Source organism: Saccharopolyspora sp. NPDC049426, from assembly GCF_040676935.1.
Classification (GTDB): domain Bacteria; phylum Actinomycetota; class Actinomycetes; order Mycobacteriales; family Pseudonocardiaceae; genus Saccharopolyspora.
Genome location: NZ_JBFAPZ010000009.1, coordinates 133,635 through 153,975 on the forward strand (window position 1 = coordinate 133,635; position 20,341 = coordinate 153,975).

Consider the following 20,341-nt stretch of genomic DNA (forward strand, 5'->3'; position numbering starts at 1 on the left):
GACATGGTCGAGCTTTCTCACGTGTTGCCGAGGGCGGGTCTGATGCCTTCCAAAGTCCCCCGCGGGCGCTCGCTCGAACAGGGCAGAACTACCGAGTTTCCTACGTAGTTCGCCCTCGATCTCGGCAGGCCGGGCACCCCCACCCCGGGATACGCAGCCAACTACGCAGTGCCACGGATGTCTCCGCGACCGGGGCCTTGGACCCTGGACAAGTCCCAGAACGTCCGACCTAGGCACCCCGATGCTCTTGCAGAAGAACGGACAGCACCAACGCCCCCGTGCGGATCGACCCGCACCCGCTGAGATCCTGCGGTTCGGCGAACGCTACGCGCATCTCCGCGACCGTCGCCTGGCCGACGTTCTCATCAGGGAGGACGTCGCCGAGGACCGCGAGGAGCTCTCCGGCCTCGAACGCATCAGCTGCCACGTGCACCGCCGGTGGGCGCACGAGTGCATCAGCTCACCGACGCACGTCATCGCCGTCACCGGGCACCGCTGGTGCCGCCCGTGCGAGGCCGAAGCAACCGTCGCGGTGGACGAGCTGACGGGCGACGTCTCCGTGGACTGCACGCGCTGCGGCCTGAGCCCGGCAACCCCGGCGACACGGCAGATCCTCCGCACCTGCCGAGCGAGCCTGGCCGCCGCGCTCGAGAACCGCCGCGAAGCGAAGACCACCGCTGGCTGACAGCGGCCCCGACTGGTTCCAGGGCGCTCGTCAGCCGGCATGGGGCGCATAGGTGGCTTCGGTGCTCTCGAACAGGCCCTGCGCGTACTCATCAGCGGCCTGCTGCCGGGCTTTGTAGTGCACCTTCTTGCCCGTGGCGGTCATCGGCAGCGAGTCGACGAACCGGTAGGCACGGGGGCGTTTGTACCCGGCGAGCATGGGGTGCTGGCGACAATGCCGCTCGCAGTCGGCGACGCCCAGGTCGCCGCTGGCAGGCACCACGTAGGCGACCACGAGACGGCCCCACCGCTCGTGCGGAATTCCGACGACCATCGAGTCCTCGACGTCCGGGTGCTCGTTGAGGACTTCCTCCACCTGCACGGGGTGCACGTTCTCCCCGCCGGAGACGATCATGTCGTCCTTGCGTCCGACGATCGTCACGTACTCCTGGGAGTCCCACGTGGCCAGGTCACCGATGTAGAGCCAACCGTGGTGGAACTTCGCGGCTTCCTGCTCAGGGGCGTTGGCGTAGGCGTAACCGCACTTCGGCGACCGGACGATCACCTCGCCGACTTCCGAGCCGTCCTTGGCCACCGTCTCGTCGGGAGTCGCCAGCCGATCGTCGAGAACCTTGACCACGGCCACGTCGTCATCGGTGCAGGCACGACCGGCGCTGCCCGCGTGCTCTGGCAGATCGGCCGGGCGCAGGAAGCTGTTCCAGAACGCCTCGGTGGTGCCGTACCCGTTGAAGATCCGCGGGCAGAGGACCTCCTGGTAGTGCAGGGCGGCCTCGCGCTCCAGCGGTGCACCCATCGTGACGATGCCGCGCAGCGTGGACAGATCTCTCGGTCGCTCCGACTGGACCTGCGTCAGCATCGCCAGGTTGGTCGGTGCGCCGACGAGGAAGGTCAGACCGAACCGCTCGACGTGGTCGAGGCACAGCGCCGGGTCGAACGTCCGCATCGGCACGACCTGCGCGCCCAGGTAGAAGGCCGGGTTCGGCCCGCCCGCGTACAGACCGCCGCGGTGGAACCACGGAGTCATGTTCAGCACGCGGTCCTCCGGGGCCAGGAGGAAGTGCATGATCACGTCGTGCGCGCTGAAGACCTCGACCATGCTGTTGAGCGGCACGCCCTTGGGCATGCCGGTCGTGCCCGAGGTGTACAAGCGCGTGGTCTCCTCGTAGACCGTGCGCGAGACGACCGGAGGCTGCGTCCCCGGTGCGGCGAGGAGGTCTTCGAACCGCACCGCCGAGGCACCGTGGTGCGCCGACGGCGGTTCGCCATCACCCACTTCGACGATGAGCTCCGGACGATGCTGCGCGCGTTCCAGGGCACCCTGCGCGACCTCTGCCAGCGCAGCGTCGTACACGTAGGCGCGTGGGCGGCTGTCGTCCAGGATGAACGCGGTTTCGCCCGGTGAGAGGCGGAAGTTGATCGGAGAACCCACCGCGCCGCAGGCCTGCGTGGCCAGGTAGAGCTGTGCGAACTCCGGGCCGTTGTAGAGCTGGTAGACGACCACGTCCCCGGGTCGCACGCCCGCTGCGGCCAGCCCGGCGGCCAGCCGGTCCACTCGAGTCCCCAACTCCTCGTAGGTCCAGGGAGTGCCGGTTCGCGGGCAGTGGATCGCCACCCGATCAGCGAAGCGGTGCGTGTTGCGCCGGAAACCGGCGAGGTAGGTGAACTCGTGCTCGAAGAACCGCTTGTACGCCGCAGGATCGTAGGTGTTCATGCTTCAGTCCTCCTCGTTGAGGGTGAAACTCGGGGCTGTCATGGGCCGGCTAGTCCCCCTGGAATGCGGGCGTGCGCTTGTCCAGGAAGGCGCTCGCACCTTCGAGCTTGTCCTCGCTGGTGTAGAGCAGGGCCTGCGCCAAGCGCTCGATGACCATGCCGGTGCGCTGGTCGGCGTCCATGCCGGAGCGGATCACCAGTTTCGCCAAGCGCACGGCCAGCGGACCCTTGTTCAGGATCTGCGCCGCGGTCGCACGCGCGGTCGCGATCAGCTCCGCTGGCGGGACGACCGAGGTGACGAGACCGATCTCGCGTGCCTGCTCGGCATTGATCCGGCGGCCGGTGAGGATCATCTCGATCGCGCGGCCGGTGCCGACCAGCCGCGCCAGGCGTTGCGTACCGCCGGCACCGGGCAGGACCGACAGGTTCGTCTCGGGCAGGCCGAACTGCGCGTGGGTGGCGGCGATGCGGATGTCGCAGGCCATCGCGAGTTCGCATCCGCCGCCGAGCGCGTAGCCGTTGACCGCGGCGATCGTGGGCTTGTCGAAGGCCTCGACCTCGTCGTATAGCCTCTGCATCTCGGAGGCGAGCCCGGTGTGCTTGGTGTACTGCTTGAGCTCCGCGATGTCGGCGCCCGCGACGAACGCCCGGTCACCGGCGCCGGTGATGACCACGACGCCCACCCCGTCGTCCTGCTTGAACGCCGCCAGCGCTGCCCTCAGGTCGTTCTGGACCTGGCGGCTGACCGCGTTGCGCACCTCCGGGCGGTTGATCGTGACGACCGCGACGCCATCGGCGATCTCGGTGCGCAGTGTCTGGTAACTCATCAGTCGCTCCTACCGAAACGCCGGCAGGCCGGTGATGGCCTGTCCCATGATCAGGGAGTGGATCTCGCTGGTGCCCTCGTAGGTCATCACGCTCTCCAGGTTGTTCGCGTGGCGCAGCGGTGAGTGCTCGAGGGTGATCCCGTTGCCGCCGAGGATGGTCCGGGCCTCTCGCGCGATCGCGATCGCCTCGCGGACGTTGTTGAGCTTGCCGAAGGAGATCTGCGGCGGCTTCAGCGTTCCGGCGTCCTTCATCCGCCCGATCCGCAAGGCCACCAAGGTGCCCTTCTGGATCTCCAGCACCATGTCGACGAGCTTGTGCTGGGTGGTTTGGAAGCCCGCGATCGGCTGGTCGAACTGCGTCCGGCCCACGGCATAGGTCAGGGCGGCCTCGTAGCTGTCGCGAGCGGCGCCCATCGCGCCCCAGATGATCCCGTAGCGCGCCTCGTTCAGGCACGAGAACGGTCCTCTGAGCCCGACTGCTCCGGGAAGCACCGCATCCGCCGGCAGGCGCACGTCGTCCAGCTCGACGTCGCACTGGATGGAGGCCCGCATGGACAGCTTCGGTTCGATCGGCGTCGCGGTGAACCCCGGTGAATCCGTGGGCACCAGGAACCCGCGAACGCCGTCGTCGGTCTGGGACCAGATGACGGCGACTTCGGCGATCGACGCGAGTCCGATCCAGCGCTTCTGCCCGGAGAGCACCCAGTCCGAACCTTCTCGGCGGGCCGTGGTCCGCATGCTCGACGGGTCGCTGCCCGCCGTCGGCTCGGTCAGTCCGAAGCAGCCGATGAGCTCTCCGGCGGCCATGCCCGGAAGCCACAGCTGCTTCTGCTCCTCGGAGCCGAACGTGTGGATCGCGCTCATCGCCAGCGAGCCCTGCACGCTGACGAAGGTCCGCAGCCCGGAGTCCCCGGCCTCGAGCTCCATGCACGCGAGCCCGTACTCGACCGCGCTGCGGCCCGCGCAGCCGTGGCCGTCCAGGTGCATGCCGAGCACGCCGAGGTTCCCCAACTTCGTGGTGATCTCCCGGGGGAAGGTCGCCGACTCGTACCACTCGGCGATGTGCGGTGCGATCTCCGAGCCGACGAACGCCCGCACCCGGTCGCGCAGTGCGATCTCGTCGGCGGAGAGCAAGGAGTCCAAGTCGAGGTAGTCGTCGGCCAGGCTGCCGGTGGCGCTGTGCGCACCCGTTGCCGCTGGGGTCGCAGTTGTCATGTCCGTTCTCCTAGATCGAGATGCCTCGAACAGCGCGGAAACTCCTCGGCCGAGCTCGTTTCGCCAACGCGGGTCTCAGCTCATCGTCAGGCCGCCGCTGACGCTGACGGTCTGGCCAGTGATGTACTTGGCCTCGTCGGAGGCGAGGAACGCCACCGCGTTGGCGAGGTCCTGCGGATCCCCGAGGCGGCGGAGCGGGATGGCCTTGGTCAGCGCCTCGCGCAGCTTCGGGCTGTCTCCGCCGATGGAGGCGAACAGCTCGGTGTCGGTCGGGCCGGGGCACACGCAGTTGACGTTGATCTGGTCGCGGGCCACCTCGCGCGCGATCGTCTTGGTGAAGGCGATCACGCCGCCCTTGGCGGCCGAGTAGACCGCCTCGCCGGAGGAGCCCACGCGTCCGGCGTCGGAGCCCAGGTTGACGATGGCACCCCTGCCCCGCTCGACCATCAACGGCAACACGGCCTTGGTCGTGTGGAGCATCCCGAACAGGTTGATCGCGACGACTCGCTCCCAGTCGGCCTCGTCGCTGTCGATGAACGGTCCGGCCTTGTCCCAGCCGGCGTTGTTGACCAGAACGTCGACCTGCCCGAACTGGCTGCGCACCTCACCGATCATGGCCTCGACGGACTCCTTGGAGGTCACGTCTGCGCGCAGCCCGATCGACTTGCCGCCGATCGCCGCAGCGGTAGAAGCCGCAGTGGTCTCGTCGATGTCGGAGACCACGACGGTCGCACCCTCCTCGGCGAGCTTCTCAGCGATCGCGCGACCGATTCCCCGGCCCGCGCCGGTCACCACGGCGATCTGACTGTCCAGTCGTCCCATTGCGTTCCTCCCACACTCACCGGCTGAGGCCGGTGCGGGTTGTCGATGCGGTTGCAGCGGTGGGTGGCTCACGGCGCCTTGGCGCGCCCGAGCTTCTCCCTGGCGATGATGAGTTTCATGATCTGGGCGGTGCCGTCCCCGATCTGCAGTCCCAGCACGTCCCGGAGGCGTTGCTCGACGGGCAGATCGGTGCGGTAGCCGTACTGGCCGTGCAGCAGCAGGCAGTTCTGGATGACGTCGAACGCCGTCTTCGGAGCCCACCACTTGCACATCGCGGCCTGCGCGGTGTGCGGCAAGCCCTGGTCCTTCAGCGAAAGCGTCTGGTAGCACAGCAGTCTGGCGGCCGACAGCAGTGTTTCGGCCTCGGCCAACGGGAACGAGACGCCCTGGAACTTGCTCAAGGGCTTGTCGAATGCCTCTCGCTCGCTGACGTAGTGCCAGGTCTCGTCCACTGTGATCTGCGCGATTCCCACGCACTGCAGACCGATGAGGGCACGGCTGAAGTCGAAGCCCTGCATCACCTGCGTGAAGCCCTTGCCTTCCGCTCCCAGGAGGTGGTTCGCGGGAATCCGAACCTGATCCAGGTGCACGGCACCGCGGCCGACGGCCTTGGTGCCCATGTCCGGATACGGTTCGCGCGTGACGCCGTCCAGGTGCAGCGGAACCAGGAACGCGCTGATGCCCTTGCCACGCACCTCCTGATCACCGGTCCGCGCGAAGACCACGACGGCCGCGGCCTCGTTGCAGAACGACAGCGACTTGATTCCGCTGAGGACGTAGTCGTCCCCGTCCCGGCGCGCCCGCAAGCGCGGCATCCCGGCATCGGATCCGGCGTGGGGTTCGGTCAGCCCGATGCCGACGATCTCCTCCCCGCTGCAGATCTTGGGCACCCACTCGGCCGCGATCTCCGGCTCGGCGTTGCCGGCCAGGATCTGACCGACCAGTGAACCGACGATCTGCAGGTAGGACACGGAGAAGTCGCCGCGCGCGATCTCCTCGGCGAGGATTCCGGTCGTGACCCGGTCGCAGTCCCGGCCGCCGAGCGACGCCGGGAGCTCGGGAGCGATGAGCCCCAGTTCCCCCATCTCCCGCCGCACTTCCGGCTCGACGAAGCCCTTCTCCTCACGCGCCCGGTACGAGGGGGCGAGGCGTTGCTCCGCGTAGCGGCGCGCCTCGTCTCGGTACCGCCGCTGGTCCGTGGACAGCGTGAAATCCATCGCCGCACTCCCGGTCGTGGTCGAAGTGATCACGAGTCTCAGACCGTGGCGTGCTTGGTGAAGTCGGGCTTGCGCTTCTCGGCGAACGCCGACGCGCCCTCCTGGGCCTCTTCCGTCTCGCCGAAGACGCTGAGCGCGGACATCGCCAGGTTGCTCAAACCGGCCTGGTGATCGGTGTCGGCGTTGAAGGACTGCTTGAGGAACTTGATGGCGGTCGGGCTCAGCACCGCGATCTCCTCGGCCCACCGCTTGGCCTCGTTCAACAGCTCCGCGCCCGGCACGACCGCGTTCACCAGGCCCCAGCGCTCGGCCGTCGCGGCGTCGTACTGGCGGCACAGGAACCAGATCTCGCGTGCCCGCTTCTCCCCCACGACCCGCGCCAGGAACGCCGACCCGAAACCCGCGTCGAACGAGCCCACCCGAGGCCCGGCCTGACCGAACTTGGCGGTCTCCGCGGCGATCGAGAGATCGCACAGCACGTGCAGCACGTGCCCGCCGCCGATCGCCACGCCGTTGACGGCGGCGATGACCGGCTTCGGGATGTCGCGGATGAGCTTGTGCAGGTAGCCGATCTCGAACAGGCCGCTCTCGGTGGGCCCGTAGTCCCCGGTCTCAGCGCGCTGCTTGACGTCCCCGCCGGTGCAGAACGCCTTCTCCCCGGCGCCCGTGAGGATCACGACGCGCACCCGCGAGTCGGCCCACGCCGCGCGAAACGCGGCGATCAGCTCCTCGACCGTCTTCCCCCGGAAGGCGTTGTAGCGCTCCGGCCGGTTGATCGTCACCACGGCGGCCGAGCCTTCGACCGCGTACTGGATGTCCTCGTAGCTGCCCATGGTCGTGCTCTCCTCACCCACACTGCTCGCTGAACTGCGACGTAACAGCCAGCGAGGCTGGATCGAACGCCTATTCACGCGGAATGAACCTTCGTTCACTTTCGATGAATAGTGGTTCACTTTCTGGCAGGATGTCAAGGGAGACTCACGAACCGCGCCGACCTCGGAGCGACTCGTGAGGCGCGCCGCAGCCCCCAGCGGTGGGGCGCGCGGCATCTGTGAACATGGAGCCATCGAGAATGAACGGACGTTCACCGAAGTGCAGGGAGACCGACGTGACCACGACAGCCCGGTCCGAGCCGCAAGACCCCAACGAGGCCGCTCGCGCGGTCCGCGCGGAGTGGCGCACCCGGCAGTTGCTCACGGCCGCCGCCCGGCTGATGGAGCGGGACGGCTTCCACGGGGTCTCGATGCAAGCGCTCGCCGAAGAGGCATCGGTCAGCGTCGGGCTGATCTACCGCTACTTCGGCAACAAGGACGAACTCCTGCTCGCCGTGATCGTCAACGTCCTCAACGCCTTCGCCACCCAAGTGCCCGCAGCGATCGAAGCCGCCGGTGACGATCCGGTGGAACGCATCGCAGCCGCGTTCCGGGCGCACTGCGAAGTGATCGACGAGCACCGGCACGCCGCGGTGCTGACCTACCGCGAGAGCGGAACCCTCAGCCCCGAAGGCCGCAACAAGATCAAGCAGATGGAGATCGACACCAGCGAGCCGCTGCGCAACTCGATTCGAAGCGGTGTGGACTCCGGCCGGCTCGTCGACGTGGACGTCGAGCTCGCAGCCCACGACTTCCTCCTCATGGCCCACGGCTGGGCACTGAAGCACTGGCACCTCGAACGAACGATGCAGTTCGAGGACTACGTCACGAAGCAAACAGCACTGCTGCTCAGCGCACTCCTCGAGCCGGAATGCCGGAGCCGGTACGAGCACCTGCTCGCGACGGGCTGACGCAGCCGATCCGCCCGCGATCCACCCCCACCTGATCCAAGATCATTCCGCTGGCGCTCCTCAGCGCCAGGTCAGTGAGCACCGCTGACCGCCTCGCGACCTCGGGGCCTTCAGCTGCCGTGCAGCTCGTCGAGGAGCGCGAAGCCGTCCTGGATCCACGCCAGCTCGGTGCGGGCGCGCGCGATCAGTCCGTCGTAGGCGTAGATCTTGTAGCGGACGGTCAGCTCTGCCTCGCGCTCGTCCAGCTTGGCGATCCGCGCCGCGAGGGTGGGGTGAGTGCGGTCGGCGAGGGTCGCCCGGGTGTCCTCGAGCATCGCCAGGTGCTCGTCCCAGTACGCCTGCTGCTGCCGCAGCTGCTCACGCACCGCCTCGGGGTCGGCGAAGTCGAAGTACGCGGCCTTCAGGTAGGCGGGGTCGCGCTGCCACTGCGGCACCAGGGGCGACTCCATCCACTCCCGGAAGTCGGCGAGGCCCGCGTCGGTGACGTGGTACTCCTTCTTGGTCCCCTTCTTGCCCCAGGGGACCTCGACCGAGGTGAGCAGTCCGTCGCGCTCCATCCGGTTGAGCGCGGGGTAGATCTGCGAGTCCGGGGCGTGCCAGACGTGCGCGACCGAGCGGCTGAAGCTCTTCGAGATGTCGTAGCCGGTCATCGGACGACCCGTCAACAGCGCGATCAGCGCGTACCGCAGCGACAAGATGGCCTCCCTTCCGGATCAGCAACGCTATCCACCCTTGCCAACTCACTATATCCATAGATAGCTTGTGGCTCACGCAACAGATACCTCTCTTCATAGGGAGTTGGCCAATGACGCTCACAACCCCCGCACCGGTGGCCACCGCAGCACCGACCACGGCCGCGGCGAAGATCTTCAACCACCCCCGCAACGCCTGGTACGTGGCGGCCTGGGACCACGAGGTCACCGGCAAGCAGCCGCTGGCGCGCACCGTGGCCGGTGTTCCGCTCGCGCTGTGGCGCAACGCCGAGGGGCGCGCCGTCGCACTCGCCGACGCCTGCTGGCACCGGCTCGCACCGCTGTCGCAGGGCAAGATCCTCGGCAACGAGCTGCAGTGCCCCTACCACGGTCTGCGCTACAACTCGACCGGTCGTTGCACCGCCATGCCCGCGCAGGAGACGATCAACCCGAGCGCGATCGTCCCCTCCTACCCCGTCGTCGAGCGCTACCGCTACGTCTGGGTGTGGGTGGGCGACCCCGACCTCGCCGATCCGGCCGCCGTGCCCGACATGCACCAGATGGACGATCCGTCCTGGGCGGGTGACGGCGAGACCATCCACGCCGACTGCAACTACCAGCTGGTCCTCGACAACCTGATGGACCTCACCCACGAGGAGTTCGTGCACTCCTCGAGCATCGGCCAGGAGGAGCTCTCCGAGTCCGAGTTCGACGTGACCCACGAAGGCGACACGGTCACCGTCACCCGCTGGATGCGCGACATCGACGCCCCGCCGTTCTGGTTGAGGAACATGCGCGACAAGTTCCCCGGCTTCGAGGGCAAGGTCGACCGCTGGCAGATCATCAGGTTCCAGGCGCCGGCCACGATCTGCATCGACGTCGGTGTCGCCAAGGCCGGGACCGGCGCGCCCGAGGGGGACCGCAGCCAAGGCGTCAACGGGTACGTCATGAACACGATCACCCCCGAGACCGACCGCACCAGCCACTACTTCTGGGCCTTCATGCGCAACTACCGCCTCGACAGCCAGACCATCACCACCCAGCTGCGCCAAGGCGTGCACGGCGTCTTCGGCGAGGACGAGGACATGCTGCGCGCCCAGCAGCGCGCGATCGACGCCAACCCGGAGCACGCGTTCTACAGCCTCAACATCGACGCGGGCGGCATGTGGGTCCGCCAGATCCTGGAGCGGATGCTGGCGGCCGAAGGGCGGCCGTCGGCGGCTCCCGCTGCGGGCCGGGGTGCCTGATGGCGGCCCACTCGCAGTCCCGCTGGCAGCGCGCGCAGGTCGTCGAAGCCCACCTCGTCGCCGACGGTGTCCGCCGGATCGTGCTGGAGGTCGAACACCCCGAGCACGCGGCGCCCGGCACGCACGTCGACGTCGCTCTGCCCGTCCAGGGCCGACAGCAGGTCCGCTCCTACTCCGTCGTGCGATCCGAGGACGGGGGCCGCCGGATCACGCTCAGCGTGCAGCTCTCCCCCACCTCGCGAGGTGGTTCGCAGGCCATGCACGCGTTGGCCGTCGGTGACGAGCTCACCGTCACCGGACCGATGCAGAGCTTCCCGCTGGCGGTCGGCGCCGGTCGTTACGTCCTGGTCGCCGGTGGTATCGGCGTCACCGCACTGGTCGCGATGGCCTCGGCTCTGCGCCGCCGCGGCGCCGACTACGAGCTCGTGCTCGTCGGCCGCAGTCGTCGGGTCATGGCCTACCTCGACGTGCTCGGCGCCGAGCACGGCGATCGGCTCCGGGTGCACGTCGACGACGAAGGAACGCCGTTGTCGGTGCCCGGTCTGGTCGGCGAGATCGCCGCGGCACCGAACGCGGCCACGACCGAGCTCTACATGTGCGGCCCGATCGGCCTGATGGACGCGATCAGGTCGAGCTGGACCGAGCACGCCCTCGCGCGGACCAACCTGCGGTTCGAGACCTTCGGGTCCAGCGGCCGGTTCGAGTCCGAGGAGTTCGTGGTCCGCCTCCCCCAGCTCGACCGGGAGGTCGCCGTCGCACCCGACACGTCGATCCTGGACGCCCTGAACGCGGCCGGGATCGACACGCTCTCGGACTGCCGCAAGGGCGAGTGCGGACTCTGCCTGGCCAAGATCGTCGGGGTCGAAGGCGCGATCGACCACCGCGACGTCTTCCTCAGCGAAGCGCAGAAGCAGCGCTGCACCAACCTGTGCCTCTGCGTCTCCCGCACGGTGGCCGGCAACACCGGCGACCGCGCATCCGTCACCCTCCACCTCACCTGATCCGGGCGCAACGGATCCCTCACCACTGGATACTTCCATGACTCTCACGGCACGCATCGGCGCGGCGCCCATGTCCGGCTACCAATGGCTGATCGTCGCGCTCTGCACCTTCATGAACTGCCTCGACGGCTTCGACGTCATGGCGGTCGCGTTCACCGGCCCCTCGGTCACCGAGGAGTTCGGTCTCAGCGGTTCCCAGTTCGGACTGCTGGTCTCGGTCGGCCTGATCGGAATGGCCCTGGGTTCGATGCTGCTCGCGCCCTTCGCCGACCTGATCGGGCGTCGCCCGCTGATCCTGATCAGCCTCGCCTTGGGCACGATCGGCATGTTCGGCGCCGCGATGGCCCCCTCAGTGCTCGTGATGGGCCTCTTCCGGCTCGTGACCGGCATCGGCGTGGGCGGCATCCTGGCCAGCACCAACGTGATCGCCAGCGAGTTCTCGAACACGAAGAACCGCGGGCTCGCCATCGGCATCTACACCGCCGGGTACGGCATCGGCGCGACCCTCGCGAGCCTCGTCGCGAAGACCACGGTCGGTGGTGACTGGCGGATCGTCTTCTACGCCGGCGGTTTCGGAACCCTGCTCGCCCTGATCGTCATCGCCGTCCTGCTGCCCGAGTCGATCGCCTTCCTCGAGCAGCGCCGTCCCCGCGGTGCCCTGGAGCGCATCAACCGGACCCTGGCGCGAATGGGGATGGACTCCACCAGCACGCACGACCTCGACCGGGCGAGCTCGGCTCGCAAGGACGCCGAGCAGGCCGGTTCGGGCTGGTTGAGGCAGCTGCTCGCCCCCACGATCCTGCTCTGGATCATCTTCATCACCATCATGTTCGGCTTCTACTTCGTGAACAGCTGGACCCCAACGCTTCTCGCCGAGGAGGGGCTTTCGAAGAGCGCTGCGGTCACCGCCGGGATGGCGATCTCGATCGGCGGCACCGTCGGCTCCGTGCTCTACGGCCTGGCCGCCCGGGTGCGCCCGCCGCGGGTCGTGCTGATCGGGTTCTCCCTGCTGTCGGCCGCGATGATGGTCGTGTTCATCCTGAGCACCTCGATCCTGTGGCTCGGATTCGGCATCGGCGTCATCGTCGGCGCGCTGATCAACGGCTGCATCGCCGGTGCGTACACCGTCGGGCCACCGCTGTACCCGTCCAACCTCCGCAGCGTCGGCATGGGCTGGGCGCTCGGCATGGGCCGGATCGGCGCCATCCTCTCCCCGACCATCGCGGGGCTGCTCAAGGACGCGGGCGCCTCGGCGACCCAGCTCTACGTCGGCGCCGCCGCAGTCGTCGCGCTCTGCGCGGTCGCCCTGGTCGCGGTGCGCAAGCACGACCCGGAATCCGCCCCGGCAGCCGAGGAACCGGTCACGACCTGAGGAATCCAGCCCTGGTCCGCCGCGAAGTTCGTGCCCCACACGAGATCGGGTGTGGGGCACGAACTTCGTCGCGTCGGCCGGGGGAAGCCGACGCCGCCCTCGACGTCGCCGCGGCACATCTACCGCTGGGTGGCCAACGCCTCCGTTGCGGCTGCGCTGCGGCTGGACTCGTTGAGCAGGCCGAAGGAGAAGCCGAGCACCGCCCACATGCCCGCGAGCTCGGCGAGCGAGGCGAGCCGGAACTGCCACAGCAACGCGGCGGGAACGTCGGCCGGTATCGGATCGGGGTTCGCCGGCCAGGCCCACAGCGCAACGCCGGCGAGCACCGCTGTCGCTGCCGCGGTGGCGGTGGTGGACCGGCTCGGGTTCCACCCGCGGGCCCGCAGGTAGCCGTGCAGGTGGTGGGCCGCGAGCACGATCAGGATGCCTGCGGCGATGAACGAGAAGTACGCCAGCGTCCGGCCCGACACCGACTCGGTTTCACCGACGCCGGGCGGATTCGCCGGGTACTTCAACGCGGGCAGCAGCGACACCGCGAAGAATCCCACCGCGGTCAGCTGGAGGCTGCGCCCGAAGTCGGTGCGCGCGGTCGTCCGATGACGGACGCTGGCGAACACGACCGCGAAGATCACGCCGATGGCCACCCCCACCAGCACGGCGGCGACCATGCCGCCGACCACCTGGACGGGCCGGGAGAACATCTCCTCGTGCGCGTGCTCACCCGAGGCGTGCGAGCGAGCTTCTTCGATCCCGAGCGATGCCTGCAGCGGGGCTTGCACCAGCAGCAACGACAACAGCGCTGCGGTCAGACCGGCGAACGCTCCGGCGAGCAGACCGCGCCGGAGGATCGCGTTGAACGGCGAGCTCATCACGCCCCCGCTCAGTGGCACGGGACGCCGAGGGCGTGCCTGCCGTCGTGGGTGAACTCGTGCACGACATCGGCGGCCTGCGCGAGCAGGAGGCCGTTGTCCTGCAGCACGACGTACAAGGCCACCAGGGCGAACGCGGCGAGCGCCCAAGCCCAGGCCGGAACGTGGATGCGTGGTGCGGCAGCGGACAGAGCAGGAGCGGTCATGTCGAATCCTCTTTTCCATCTCTCGTGGAACTCGGTGCGTGCCGCAGCCGGTCTCCTGGCTTCCGGATCGACGCTTCCCCTGGCCTTCCCAGTCACCTGCCGGTGTCCAGTGGCGCTGTCAGGGTCGCTCCCCGGTCACAGTGGCGAGGACCACGCCGGATTTCCACCGGCTTCCCGTGCACTGCGGCATCCGGAACGGTAGAGGGAGATCCGCGCGGGCACAACAGCCGATCAAGCGACGAACGTCACCGCGCGCCTTGCGCACGACCGTTGTTCAGGTGCAATGACTTCGTGGACGATTCGACCGCTCGCCTGCTGGACCGATGCACCCGATCCCTCGCTCGCGCACCCGAGCATCCCGGGAAACTCTTGCCGTGGGCGGAGTTCTGCCGTCCGCTTTCCGGCCTGCTCTCCTGCAACGTGCGAGAATGGCAGCGGCTGGGCGGTTTTCAACACCACCGGGCCGCAACCGTTCTCGTCGCCTTCCGCGCGTCCTGGCTCGCGTTGTGCGCGACGGTTCCCGAACGCCACCTGGGCCTGCCCATCCCCTCGCTGGCCACCGCACGGGCCGCGGTCGACGACCGGGGGATGCTGCAGGGACTCGTCCTCGACCCCCATGCCACCGAAAATTCCTGGTGGACCACCGTTTCCGGTTTCCTCTCGCCCCTCACGGAGGGACTCGCCTCCCTGGGCGGTCCGCCGCCCGACAGCGACCAGTACTGGGGCAACGCCGTCGGCTTGATCGGTGAAGTGCTCCGGCGCATGGCCACCGACGGGGCCGGCGGGAACGTCTTCGACACCGCCGTTGAACTGCGCAACGCCACCGGACGCGACGACCTGCTCGACCTCAGCAGCACACCACGCGGTCTGCGCTCCCGGCGCCGAACCTGCTGCCAGCTGTGGCGCGCCAACGTCGGTTGCTGCACCGAGTGCGTGCTCCACAACGCACCCCGATCCAGGCGGCCCCCACGCGGGTGAGCGTCGAACCGATCAGGAGACCGGTAGCCCGACGAGGGCGGCTGCGGCGCCGAGTCCAGCGCAGATCGCCAGCACCCTCAGCATCGGCCAGCGCAGGGCGAACACGAGCACGAGGGCGATCGCGGTGATGGCGGCTGCGACAGGCCGGATGCTGGCCAGATCGGGCAGGTTCAGCGACAGGGGCCCGAGCTGCTGGAGATGCGTGCTGGCGAACAGGGTGTGGCCTGCGAAGTACAGGGCGAGGTTGGCGATCACACCGACCACAGCGGCGGTGATCCCGGTCAGCGCGGCCGACAGCGCGTGGTTGTGGCGGAGTCGTTCGACGTGCGGGGCGCCCAGCAGGATGAACAGGAAGCACGGCACGAACGTCACCCACGTCGTCAGCAGCGCGCCCAGCACGGCGGCGACCCACGGGTTGAGCGTCCCCGGATTGTTGTACGCGCCGAGGAAGGCGACGAACTGCACCACCATGATCAGCGGCCCCGGAGTCGTCTCGGCCAACGCCAGGCCGCGCACCATGTCCGAGGCCGACAGCCACCCGTAGACCTCCACGGCGCGCTGCGCGACGAAGGCCAGAACGGCGTAGGCGCCACCGAAGGTGACCAGTGCCGTTCCGGAGAAGAACACCCCCTGCGTGGTGAACACGCTGCCCGCACCGGTGAACAGGGCGACCGCTGCGACCGGCAGCCCCCAGGCGATCAGCCCGACCGCCAGGATCTGCAGCCCGCGGCGCAGCGAGGGCGTCTCGTGGTGCAAAGCGCCGTCGGAGATCAGCGGTGCCGTGCCGTCAGCGGCACCGTCGCTCTCGGCGCGGTTCATGATGTGCGGGGCGAACCGGGCCAGCAGCCAGCCGATCAGACCGGCGGCGGCGATGACGATCGGGAAGGCGATGCCGAACACGGCGATGGCCACGAACGCCCCGACGGCCAGTGCGATGAGCGCGGGATGGCCCAGCGCCCGCCGACCCACTCGGACCACGGCCTGGGCGACGATGGCCACCACCGCCGGTGCCAGGCCGGCGAAGATCGCGGTGACCGCGGTCGTGTCACCGAAGGCCACGTAGATCGCCGACAACCCGAGCAACGCGACCACGCCGGGAAGCACGAACAGGACGCCGGCGACCAGGCCACCGCGCAGACCGTTGAGCAACCATCCGATGTAGATGGCCAACTGCTGAGCTTCTGGACCGGGCAGCAACATGCAGTAGTTCAGCGCGTGCAGGAACCGCCGCTGACCGATCCAGCGCTTCTGCTCCACCAAGGTCCGCTGCATCACCGCGATCTGCCCAGCAGGCCCACCGAAGGTCTGCAACGAGATCCCGAACCACGTGCGCACCGCCTGCCGGAACGGCACCAGGTCGGTGTCGGGCCGCGGCGCTCCCTCGGTCGCATCCGGGTTGGCGTGCTCGTTGCGGCCGTGGGCCGAGTCGTGCGTCATCGACGACCATTCCTCCAATGGCGGGCGTGAAAAGCCGGGGTTGTCAGGCAGGTTCGCGACCGAGAAGGGTCGCGCGGCGGTAGTACTCGTAGAGCCCGTCGAAGATCGGCCGCGTGTGGGCCAGCACCTCTTCGTCGTCGCAGACCATCGACAAAGCCCGCAGCGCCACGTCGAAACCAGGTGCTTCGGGAGCGTCGTAGCGCTCGTCGTCGATGTCGGCTTCGTGGATGATCTCGGCGATGCGCCACAGCACGGGATCGGTGATCTCGTAGCGGTGCAGGATGGTCTCGAAGCTGCAATCGCCGTGGTGGTGCGACAGTTCGACCCCGCGCATGTCGAACGGCGTCGCGTCCTCAGGCACGTCGGCCGGGTCGGCGACGAACACGAACTGCGCATCGCCGTCGACCGCACGCCGGATCAACCAGGCGCAGGCGGCTCGATCGATGTGAATGTTCGCTCGCGTGGCCCACTTCATCGCGCCTCCTGATCCACTTCGGCCACTGGCCGCACCAAGGCGTCGACGGCCTGCCGGGCGTGGTCGCGCTCGTCGGGCGGGAAGTAGTCGCGTCGGGTCACCCGGCGCAGCTCGGCTCGCAGCCGCCGCGCGGCCGACGTCCGCCCGCCCTCGTCGAGACCAGCCGCCTCGCCGGCCTCGGCGATGATCGCCCGGTACTCCTCCGAACGTGCCGCGGCCATGCTCCCGGCCAGCTCCCGCTCCTGCGCCGCAGTCGCGGGCCGAGCCGTCCAGATGCCCGCCGTTCCACCGGCGTCGATGACCTCGTCAGCGAGCCACTCCAGGTGCTCCCGCGTGCGAGCGTCTGCGGGCAACCCGACCACGCCGTCGGCGAGCTGAGCCACGCCCAAGCGCTTGAGCTTGCGCCACACCGCGATCCGCGGCGTGGAGGGTTCCCGCGGCATGCGGTACGACAGCAGCACCCACTCCCCCGGCGAGCCCTCGGCACTGTCCAACGTCATGCAACCAGGGTTGCATTGCAACCACGGTTACAACAAGACACGAGAAGGGCACGACCACTTCGTGGGACAGCACGAGCGTCAGCGCGCTGGATCGTGGGTGTGGGGCGAGCCGGATCAGGGGTGTTGTCGGAACGTCACCGGGCTCCGACGTCGCCGCTGATCCTGGCCAGGCGGCGGAAGGCCTCGGGGCCCGCTTGAAACGCGCCCGACTCGATCTCGTGGATGATCCGGGTCAGTTCCGCGTTCAGCGGTGCTTCGCGGCCGATGCTCCGGGCCGCTTCAGCGACGCCGCCGTTGATGACGTCGACCTCCGTCGGGCGGGACCGCTGCAGGTCCTGGAGCATCGACGCCTTGGTGGGCCCTGCCCGGACCATGAGCCGATCGAGGGCGTCCTCGGCGGCCGCGCGGTCGGTGGCGTCGCGGGTGACCAGCTGATCGGCCGGGGTCGCGAACACCTCCCCCAGCGTCATGCCCAGGGCGCGGGCGGTGTCGTAGCCCTCGCGCCAGAGCTGCAGGCCCACCTCGCGCCCGACCGGGTCGGCCACCACGTCCCGGTACAGGCAGCCGCCCGCTGCGCCGAGGCCCGAGAAGGTGCTGTTGAGCAGGAGTTTGGTCCACACCTGGCTGGCGATGGTGGCGGTGGTCTTCGCTTCGGCGATGGCCGCGAGGATCTGTCGCAGCCTGGAGAGCCGTTCGGTGCTGCTGCCGTCGAGCTCGCCGACGACCGTGGGGGCGTCGGTGGTCTGCTGCAGGTGCCCGGGACCGAGGTTGGTCGCTCCCCACTCGATCAGACCGACGATCAACCGCTCCCGCCCGACCAGGGACTGCACGAGGTCGTGGACCAGGCCGTTGCCCAGCGCGACGTAGGTGTCCACCAGTCCGGCCTCGACCAGCGGTGTGACGGCAGGCCGCAGCGCGAGGGATTTCACGGTGAGAAGCGCGAAATCGAAGTGCCCTGCCAGTTCCGCCGGGTCCGAGACGGCCTGCAGGCGGCGGCGCGAGACCTGGCCGTCGACCTGCTCGAACAGCAGTCCCGGGTCGCGAAGCGAGGTGACGTGCCGGTGGTCGGCGTCGAGCACCGTGACGTCGTGGCCCGCGCTGGTCATCTGCGCGGCCGCGACCCCGCCGATCGCGCCGCCTCCGACGACGATGATGCGTTCTGGCATGTTCGCTCCTTCGAGGTTCAGGTGGCGCGGGCGAGCGCGCCGGGCACCGGGGGGATCGCATGCGGCGGGCAACCGCAGGTGGTGCCGATGTGGAGTTCGTAGGGCCGGATGGATTCGCGGGTGGGCCCTCCCGCGCCATCGATCCGGCGGATGAGCTGGTCGACGGCCAACTCCGCCATGTGCCTGCGGGGTACGCAGATGGTGGTCAGCTCGGCCAGCATCGAGGCGGGCGGGAAGACCCCGTCGATGCCGGTGACGGCGACGTCCTCGGGGATCCTGATCCCGTTCCCGCGCAGGCTTCCGATCACGCCGGAGGCGATCGCGTCCGATCCGCAGACGATCGCGCGGGGCACATCCCCGGTTTCGATCAGGTGCTGGGCCGCGTGGTTGCCGCCTTCGGCGGTGAGGCTCGTGGTGAACCGGCGGTGCGACGGCACCGGGGCGCCGAGCCGCTGCGCCGTGGCGACGAACGCCTCCGCCCTGCTGCCCGACGACGACGAGTTGTGCGGTCCGGTCACCACCGCGAGGTCGGTGTACCCGTGCCCGACGACGTGACCCAGGATCTCCTCGGCCGCTGAGACGTCGTCGATGCCGATGAAGTCCGCGGGCAGGTCGGGGATCCGGCGGATCAACTGCACGAAGGGCATCCTGGCCCGGCGCAGCCGCCGGACGATCCCGCCGTCGTCGGGGTGCAGCACCGTGAGCACGACGCCGTCGACGCGCCGGGTGATCATCGCCTCGACGACGCCGGCCAGCGTCTCCGGGCTCTCCTGGGTGTGGGCGAGGAAGACCTCGTAGTCCTGGCCGCGTGCCGCGTCGATGGTGCCTGCCGCGACGTCGGCGTAGAAGGGGTTGTCGATGTGGGCCAGGACCAGACCGAGCACGCGGGTGCGGTCGGCGTCGAGCTTGGCGTGGTGGCGTTCGAGCGGGTAGCCCATCTCGCGCGCGATCCGCAGCACGCGTTGGCGCATCTCGGCGGACACACCGCCACGACCGTTGAAGACGTAGGAGACCGTGGCCGGGGTGACCCCGGCTTCCCTGGCGACGTCCGCGGCGGAGACCCGGAGGGCTCGGACGCCCGTCTTGCGCCCGTGGTTGCTCGACTTCATGCCGGTAGCCTCCTCTCCGTTCGCCTCGGGGGACAGCGCAGGCCGAGCCCTCACCGCAGCTGGTCGCGCCGCTCGACGAGATCGATGTCCCCGAGTTCCTCGCGCAGCCGGTCGAGCCCGGCGTAGGCGCGATCGCGGTAGCGGGCCACGTCGGTGCCGACGCCGTCGTCGAACTCGTAGAAGCCCTGCCCGGTCTTGAGCCCGTGCCGTCCCCGTTCGACCTGGTCGACGAGCATGCGCGGGGTGCCGATGCGGTCGCCGTAGGCGGCTTCCAGCGTCGTGAACCCGTCGCGGTACACGTCGAGGCCGGCGATGTCGGCGATGGCGAACGGGCCGAAGAACGGCAGCCGGAAGCCGAAGGAGTTGCGGACCACCTCGTCGACCTGAGCCGGGGCGGCCACGCCGTCCTCCACCAGGCGCGCGGCCTCCCGGAACAGCGCGTACTGGAGCCGGTTCGCGACGAAACCCGGGGAGTCGCCGACCACGGTCGGCACCTTCCCGATGCCGCGCAGGAAGCCCACGACGTCCTCGACCACCGACGGGCTCGTCCGGGCTCCCGGGATGACCTCGACGCTGGGCACGAAGGGAGCCGGGTTCATCCAGTGCACCCCGAGGAACCGCTCGGGCGCGGTGACACTCGTGGCCAGCTCTCCGATCGGGATCGCCGAGGTGTTCGTCCCGATCACGACCTCCGGTCCGACTGCGACCGAGATCCGTTCCAGGACGGGTTTTTTCACCTCGATCCGCTCGGGGACCACCTCGGCGACGTAGTTGACGTCGACCAGCGCCGAGTCGAGCGACTCGGCAGCGCGCAGGTGCGCGCGAACGGCCTCGGCCATCGCTGCGGGGAGCAGCCCGTCGGCGGCGAACTCGTCCGCCTCCTCGTGCAACTCCCGCACCCGCTCCCGCGAACGCTGCGCCGACTCGTCGACGACGACGCAGTCGATGCCGCGAGCCGCGAAGGACTGGGCGATACCGCCGCCCATGTACCCGGCGCCGACCACCGCGACGCGCACGTCGTGGTTCGCCAT

At 69.1% G+C, this 20,341-nt stretch carries 21 protein-coding genes and 1 riboswitch; of the genes, 6 read left to right on the top strand and 15 right to left on the bottom strand.

The window, feature by feature from the left end; all coding sequences use genetic code 11:
• The first annotated feature begins 241 nt into the window (after window positions 1-241).
• Window positions 242-685, top strand: a complete 444-nt coding sequence (locus AB0J78_RS20660) for a hypothetical protein (RefSeq protein WP_363791342.1) — start codon at window positions 242-244, stop codon at window positions 683-685.
• Between the two features lie 30 nt (window positions 686-715).
• Here AB0J78_RS20660 and AB0J78_RS20665 read toward each other — a convergent pair whose 3' ends face one another.
• From AB0J78_RS20665 to AB0J78_RS20690, 6 genes are all read right to left on the bottom strand, one after another.
• On the bottom strand, window positions 716-2,395 hold the full coding sequence (locus AB0J78_RS20665; RefSeq protein ID WP_363791344.1) for an AMP-binding protein: 1,680 nt from the start codon (window positions 2,393-2,395) through the stop codon (window positions 716-718).
• A 49-nt stretch (window positions 2,396-2,444) separates the two neighbouring features.
• Window positions 2,445-3,221: an enoyl-CoA hydratase-related protein gene (locus AB0J78_RS20670; RefSeq protein ID WP_363791346.1), complete on the bottom strand. Its 777-nt coding sequence runs from the start codon at window positions 3,219-3,221 to the stop codon at window positions 2,445-2,447.
• Between the two features lie 9 nt (window positions 3,222-3,230).
• Entirely contained in the window at window positions 3,231-4,436 is a 1,206-nt protein-coding gene (locus tag AB0J78_RS20675) for an acyl-CoA dehydrogenase family protein (protein ID WP_363791348.1), read from the bottom strand.
• Between the two features lie 75 nt (window positions 4,437-4,511).
• Entirely contained in the window at window positions 4,512-5,258 is a 747-nt protein-coding gene (locus AB0J78_RS20680; protein WP_363791350.1) for a 3-oxoacyl-ACP reductase family protein, read from the bottom strand.
• A 68-nt stretch (window positions 5,259-5,326) separates the two neighbouring features.
• Complete coding sequence (locus tag AB0J78_RS20685) at window positions 5,327-6,475, bottom strand: acyl-CoA dehydrogenase family protein (protein ID WP_363791352.1); 1,149 nt, start codon at window positions 6,473-6,475, stop codon at window positions 5,327-5,329.
• Between the two features lie 38 nt (window positions 6,476-6,513).
• Entirely contained in the window at window positions 6,514-7,308 is a 795-nt protein-coding gene (locus tag AB0J78_RS20690; RefSeq protein ID WP_363791354.1) for an enoyl-CoA hydratase-related protein, read from the bottom strand.
• A gap of 275 nt (window positions 7,309-7,583) precedes the next feature.
• Between AB0J78_RS20690 and AB0J78_RS20695 the strand changes: the two genes are divergently transcribed.
• Window positions 7,584-8,258 carry a TetR/AcrR family transcriptional regulator gene (locus AB0J78_RS20695; protein WP_363791356.1) on the top strand — a complete coding sequence of 225 codons (675 nt, stop codon included), beginning with the start codon at window positions 7,584-7,586 and terminating at the stop codon, window positions 8,256-8,258.
• A 110-nt stretch (window positions 8,259-8,368) separates the two neighbouring features.
• Here the strand turns inward: AB0J78_RS20695 and AB0J78_RS20700 are convergent, their stop codons facing one another.
• Window positions 8,369-8,953 carry a PadR family transcriptional regulator gene (locus AB0J78_RS20700; RefSeq protein ID WP_363791358.1) on the bottom strand — a complete coding sequence of 195 codons (585 nt, stop codon included), beginning with the start codon at window positions 8,951-8,953 and terminating at the stop codon, window positions 8,369-8,371.
• 110 nt (window positions 8,954-9,063) lie between these two features.
• Between AB0J78_RS20700 and AB0J78_RS20705 the strand changes: the two genes are divergently transcribed.
• Genes AB0J78_RS20705 through AB0J78_RS20715 form a run of 3 tightly spaced genes read left to right on the top strand, consistent with a single transcriptional unit; the run spans window position 9,064 to window position 12,570 of the window.
• On the top strand, window positions 9,064-10,197 hold the full coding sequence (locus tag AB0J78_RS20705; RefSeq protein WP_363791360.1) for an aromatic ring-hydroxylating dioxygenase subunit alpha: 1,134 nt from the start codon (window positions 9,064-9,066) through the stop codon (window positions 10,195-10,197).
• Entirely contained in the window at window positions 10,197-11,198 is a 1,002-nt protein-coding gene (locus tag AB0J78_RS20710; RefSeq protein ID WP_363791362.1) for a PDR/VanB family oxidoreductase, read from the top strand. Before AB0J78_RS20705 ends, AB0J78_RS20710 begins: the two co-directional genes overlap by 1 nt.
• A 37-nt stretch (window positions 11,199-11,235) precedes the next feature.
• On the top strand, window positions 11,236-12,570 hold the full coding sequence (locus tag AB0J78_RS20715; RefSeq protein ID WP_363791364.1) for an MFS transporter: 1,335 nt from the start codon (window positions 11,236-11,238) through the stop codon (window positions 12,568-12,570).
• Between the two features lie 119 nt (window positions 12,571-12,689).
• Here the strand turns inward: AB0J78_RS20715 and AB0J78_RS20720 are convergent, their stop codons facing one another.
• Window positions 12,690-13,439, bottom strand: coding sequence for a CbtA family protein (locus AB0J78_RS20720; protein ID WP_363791366.1), 750 nt, complete (start codon window positions 13,437-13,439; stop codon window positions 12,690-12,692).
• Between the two features lie 11 nt (window positions 13,440-13,450).
• A complete protein-coding gene (locus AB0J78_RS20725) occupies window positions 13,451-13,645 on the bottom strand; it encodes a CbtB-domain containing protein (RefSeq protein WP_363791368.1) in 195 nt (64 codons plus the stop codon).
• Between the two features lie 27 nt (window positions 13,646-13,672).
• Window positions 13,673-13,846: riboswitch (cobalamin riboswitch) on the bottom strand.
• A 219-nt stretch (window positions 13,847-14,065) separates the two neighbouring features.
• Here AB0J78_RS20725 and AB0J78_RS20730 point away from each other — a divergent pair.
• A complete protein-coding gene (locus tag AB0J78_RS20730; RefSeq protein ID WP_363791370.1) occupies window positions 14,066-14,623 on the top strand; it encodes a hypothetical protein in 558 nt (185 codons plus the stop codon).
• Between the two features lie 12 nt (window positions 14,624-14,635).
• Here AB0J78_RS20730 and chrA read toward each other — a convergent pair whose 3' ends face one another.
• The 6 genes from chrA to AB0J78_RS20760 all read right to left on the bottom strand — a co-directional run bounded on the left by chrA (window position 14,636) and on the right by AB0J78_RS20760 (window position 20,341).
• On the bottom strand, window positions 14,636-16,060 hold the full coding sequence (chrA, locus tag AB0J78_RS20735; RefSeq protein WP_363791372.1) for a chromate efflux transporter: 1,425 nt from the start codon (window positions 16,058-16,060) through the stop codon (window positions 14,636-14,638).
• 43 nt (window positions 16,061-16,103) lie between these two features.
• Window positions 16,104-16,535, bottom strand: a complete 432-nt coding sequence (locus tag AB0J78_RS20740; RefSeq protein WP_363791374.1) for a chromate resistance protein ChrB domain-containing protein — start codon at window positions 16,533-16,535, stop codon at window positions 16,104-16,106.
• Entirely contained in the window at window positions 16,532-17,035 is a 504-nt protein-coding gene (locus AB0J78_RS20745; RefSeq protein ID WP_363791376.1) for a Chromate resistance protein ChrB, read from the bottom strand. The genes AB0J78_RS20740 and AB0J78_RS20745 overlap by 4 nt, the downstream gene beginning before the upstream one ends.
• Window positions 17,036-17,169: 134 nt before the next feature.
• The gene (locus AB0J78_RS20750; RefSeq protein WP_363791378.1) at window positions 17,170-18,201 is read right to left on the bottom strand and encodes a 2-dehydropantoate 2-reductase; all 1,032 of its coding nucleotides are present in this window, start codon (window positions 18,199-18,201) and stop codon (window positions 17,170-17,172) included.
• A 17-nt stretch (window positions 18,202-18,218) separates the two neighbouring features.
• On the bottom strand, window positions 18,219-19,310 hold the full coding sequence (locus AB0J78_RS20755; protein WP_363791380.1) for a LacI family DNA-binding transcriptional regulator: 1,092 nt from the start codon (window positions 19,308-19,310) through the stop codon (window positions 18,219-18,221).
• Window positions 19,311-19,360: 50 nt separating this feature from the next.
• A complete protein-coding gene (locus AB0J78_RS20760; RefSeq protein ID WP_363791382.1) occupies window positions 19,361-20,341 on the bottom strand; it encodes a 3-hydroxyacyl-CoA dehydrogenase family protein in 981 nt (326 codons plus the stop codon).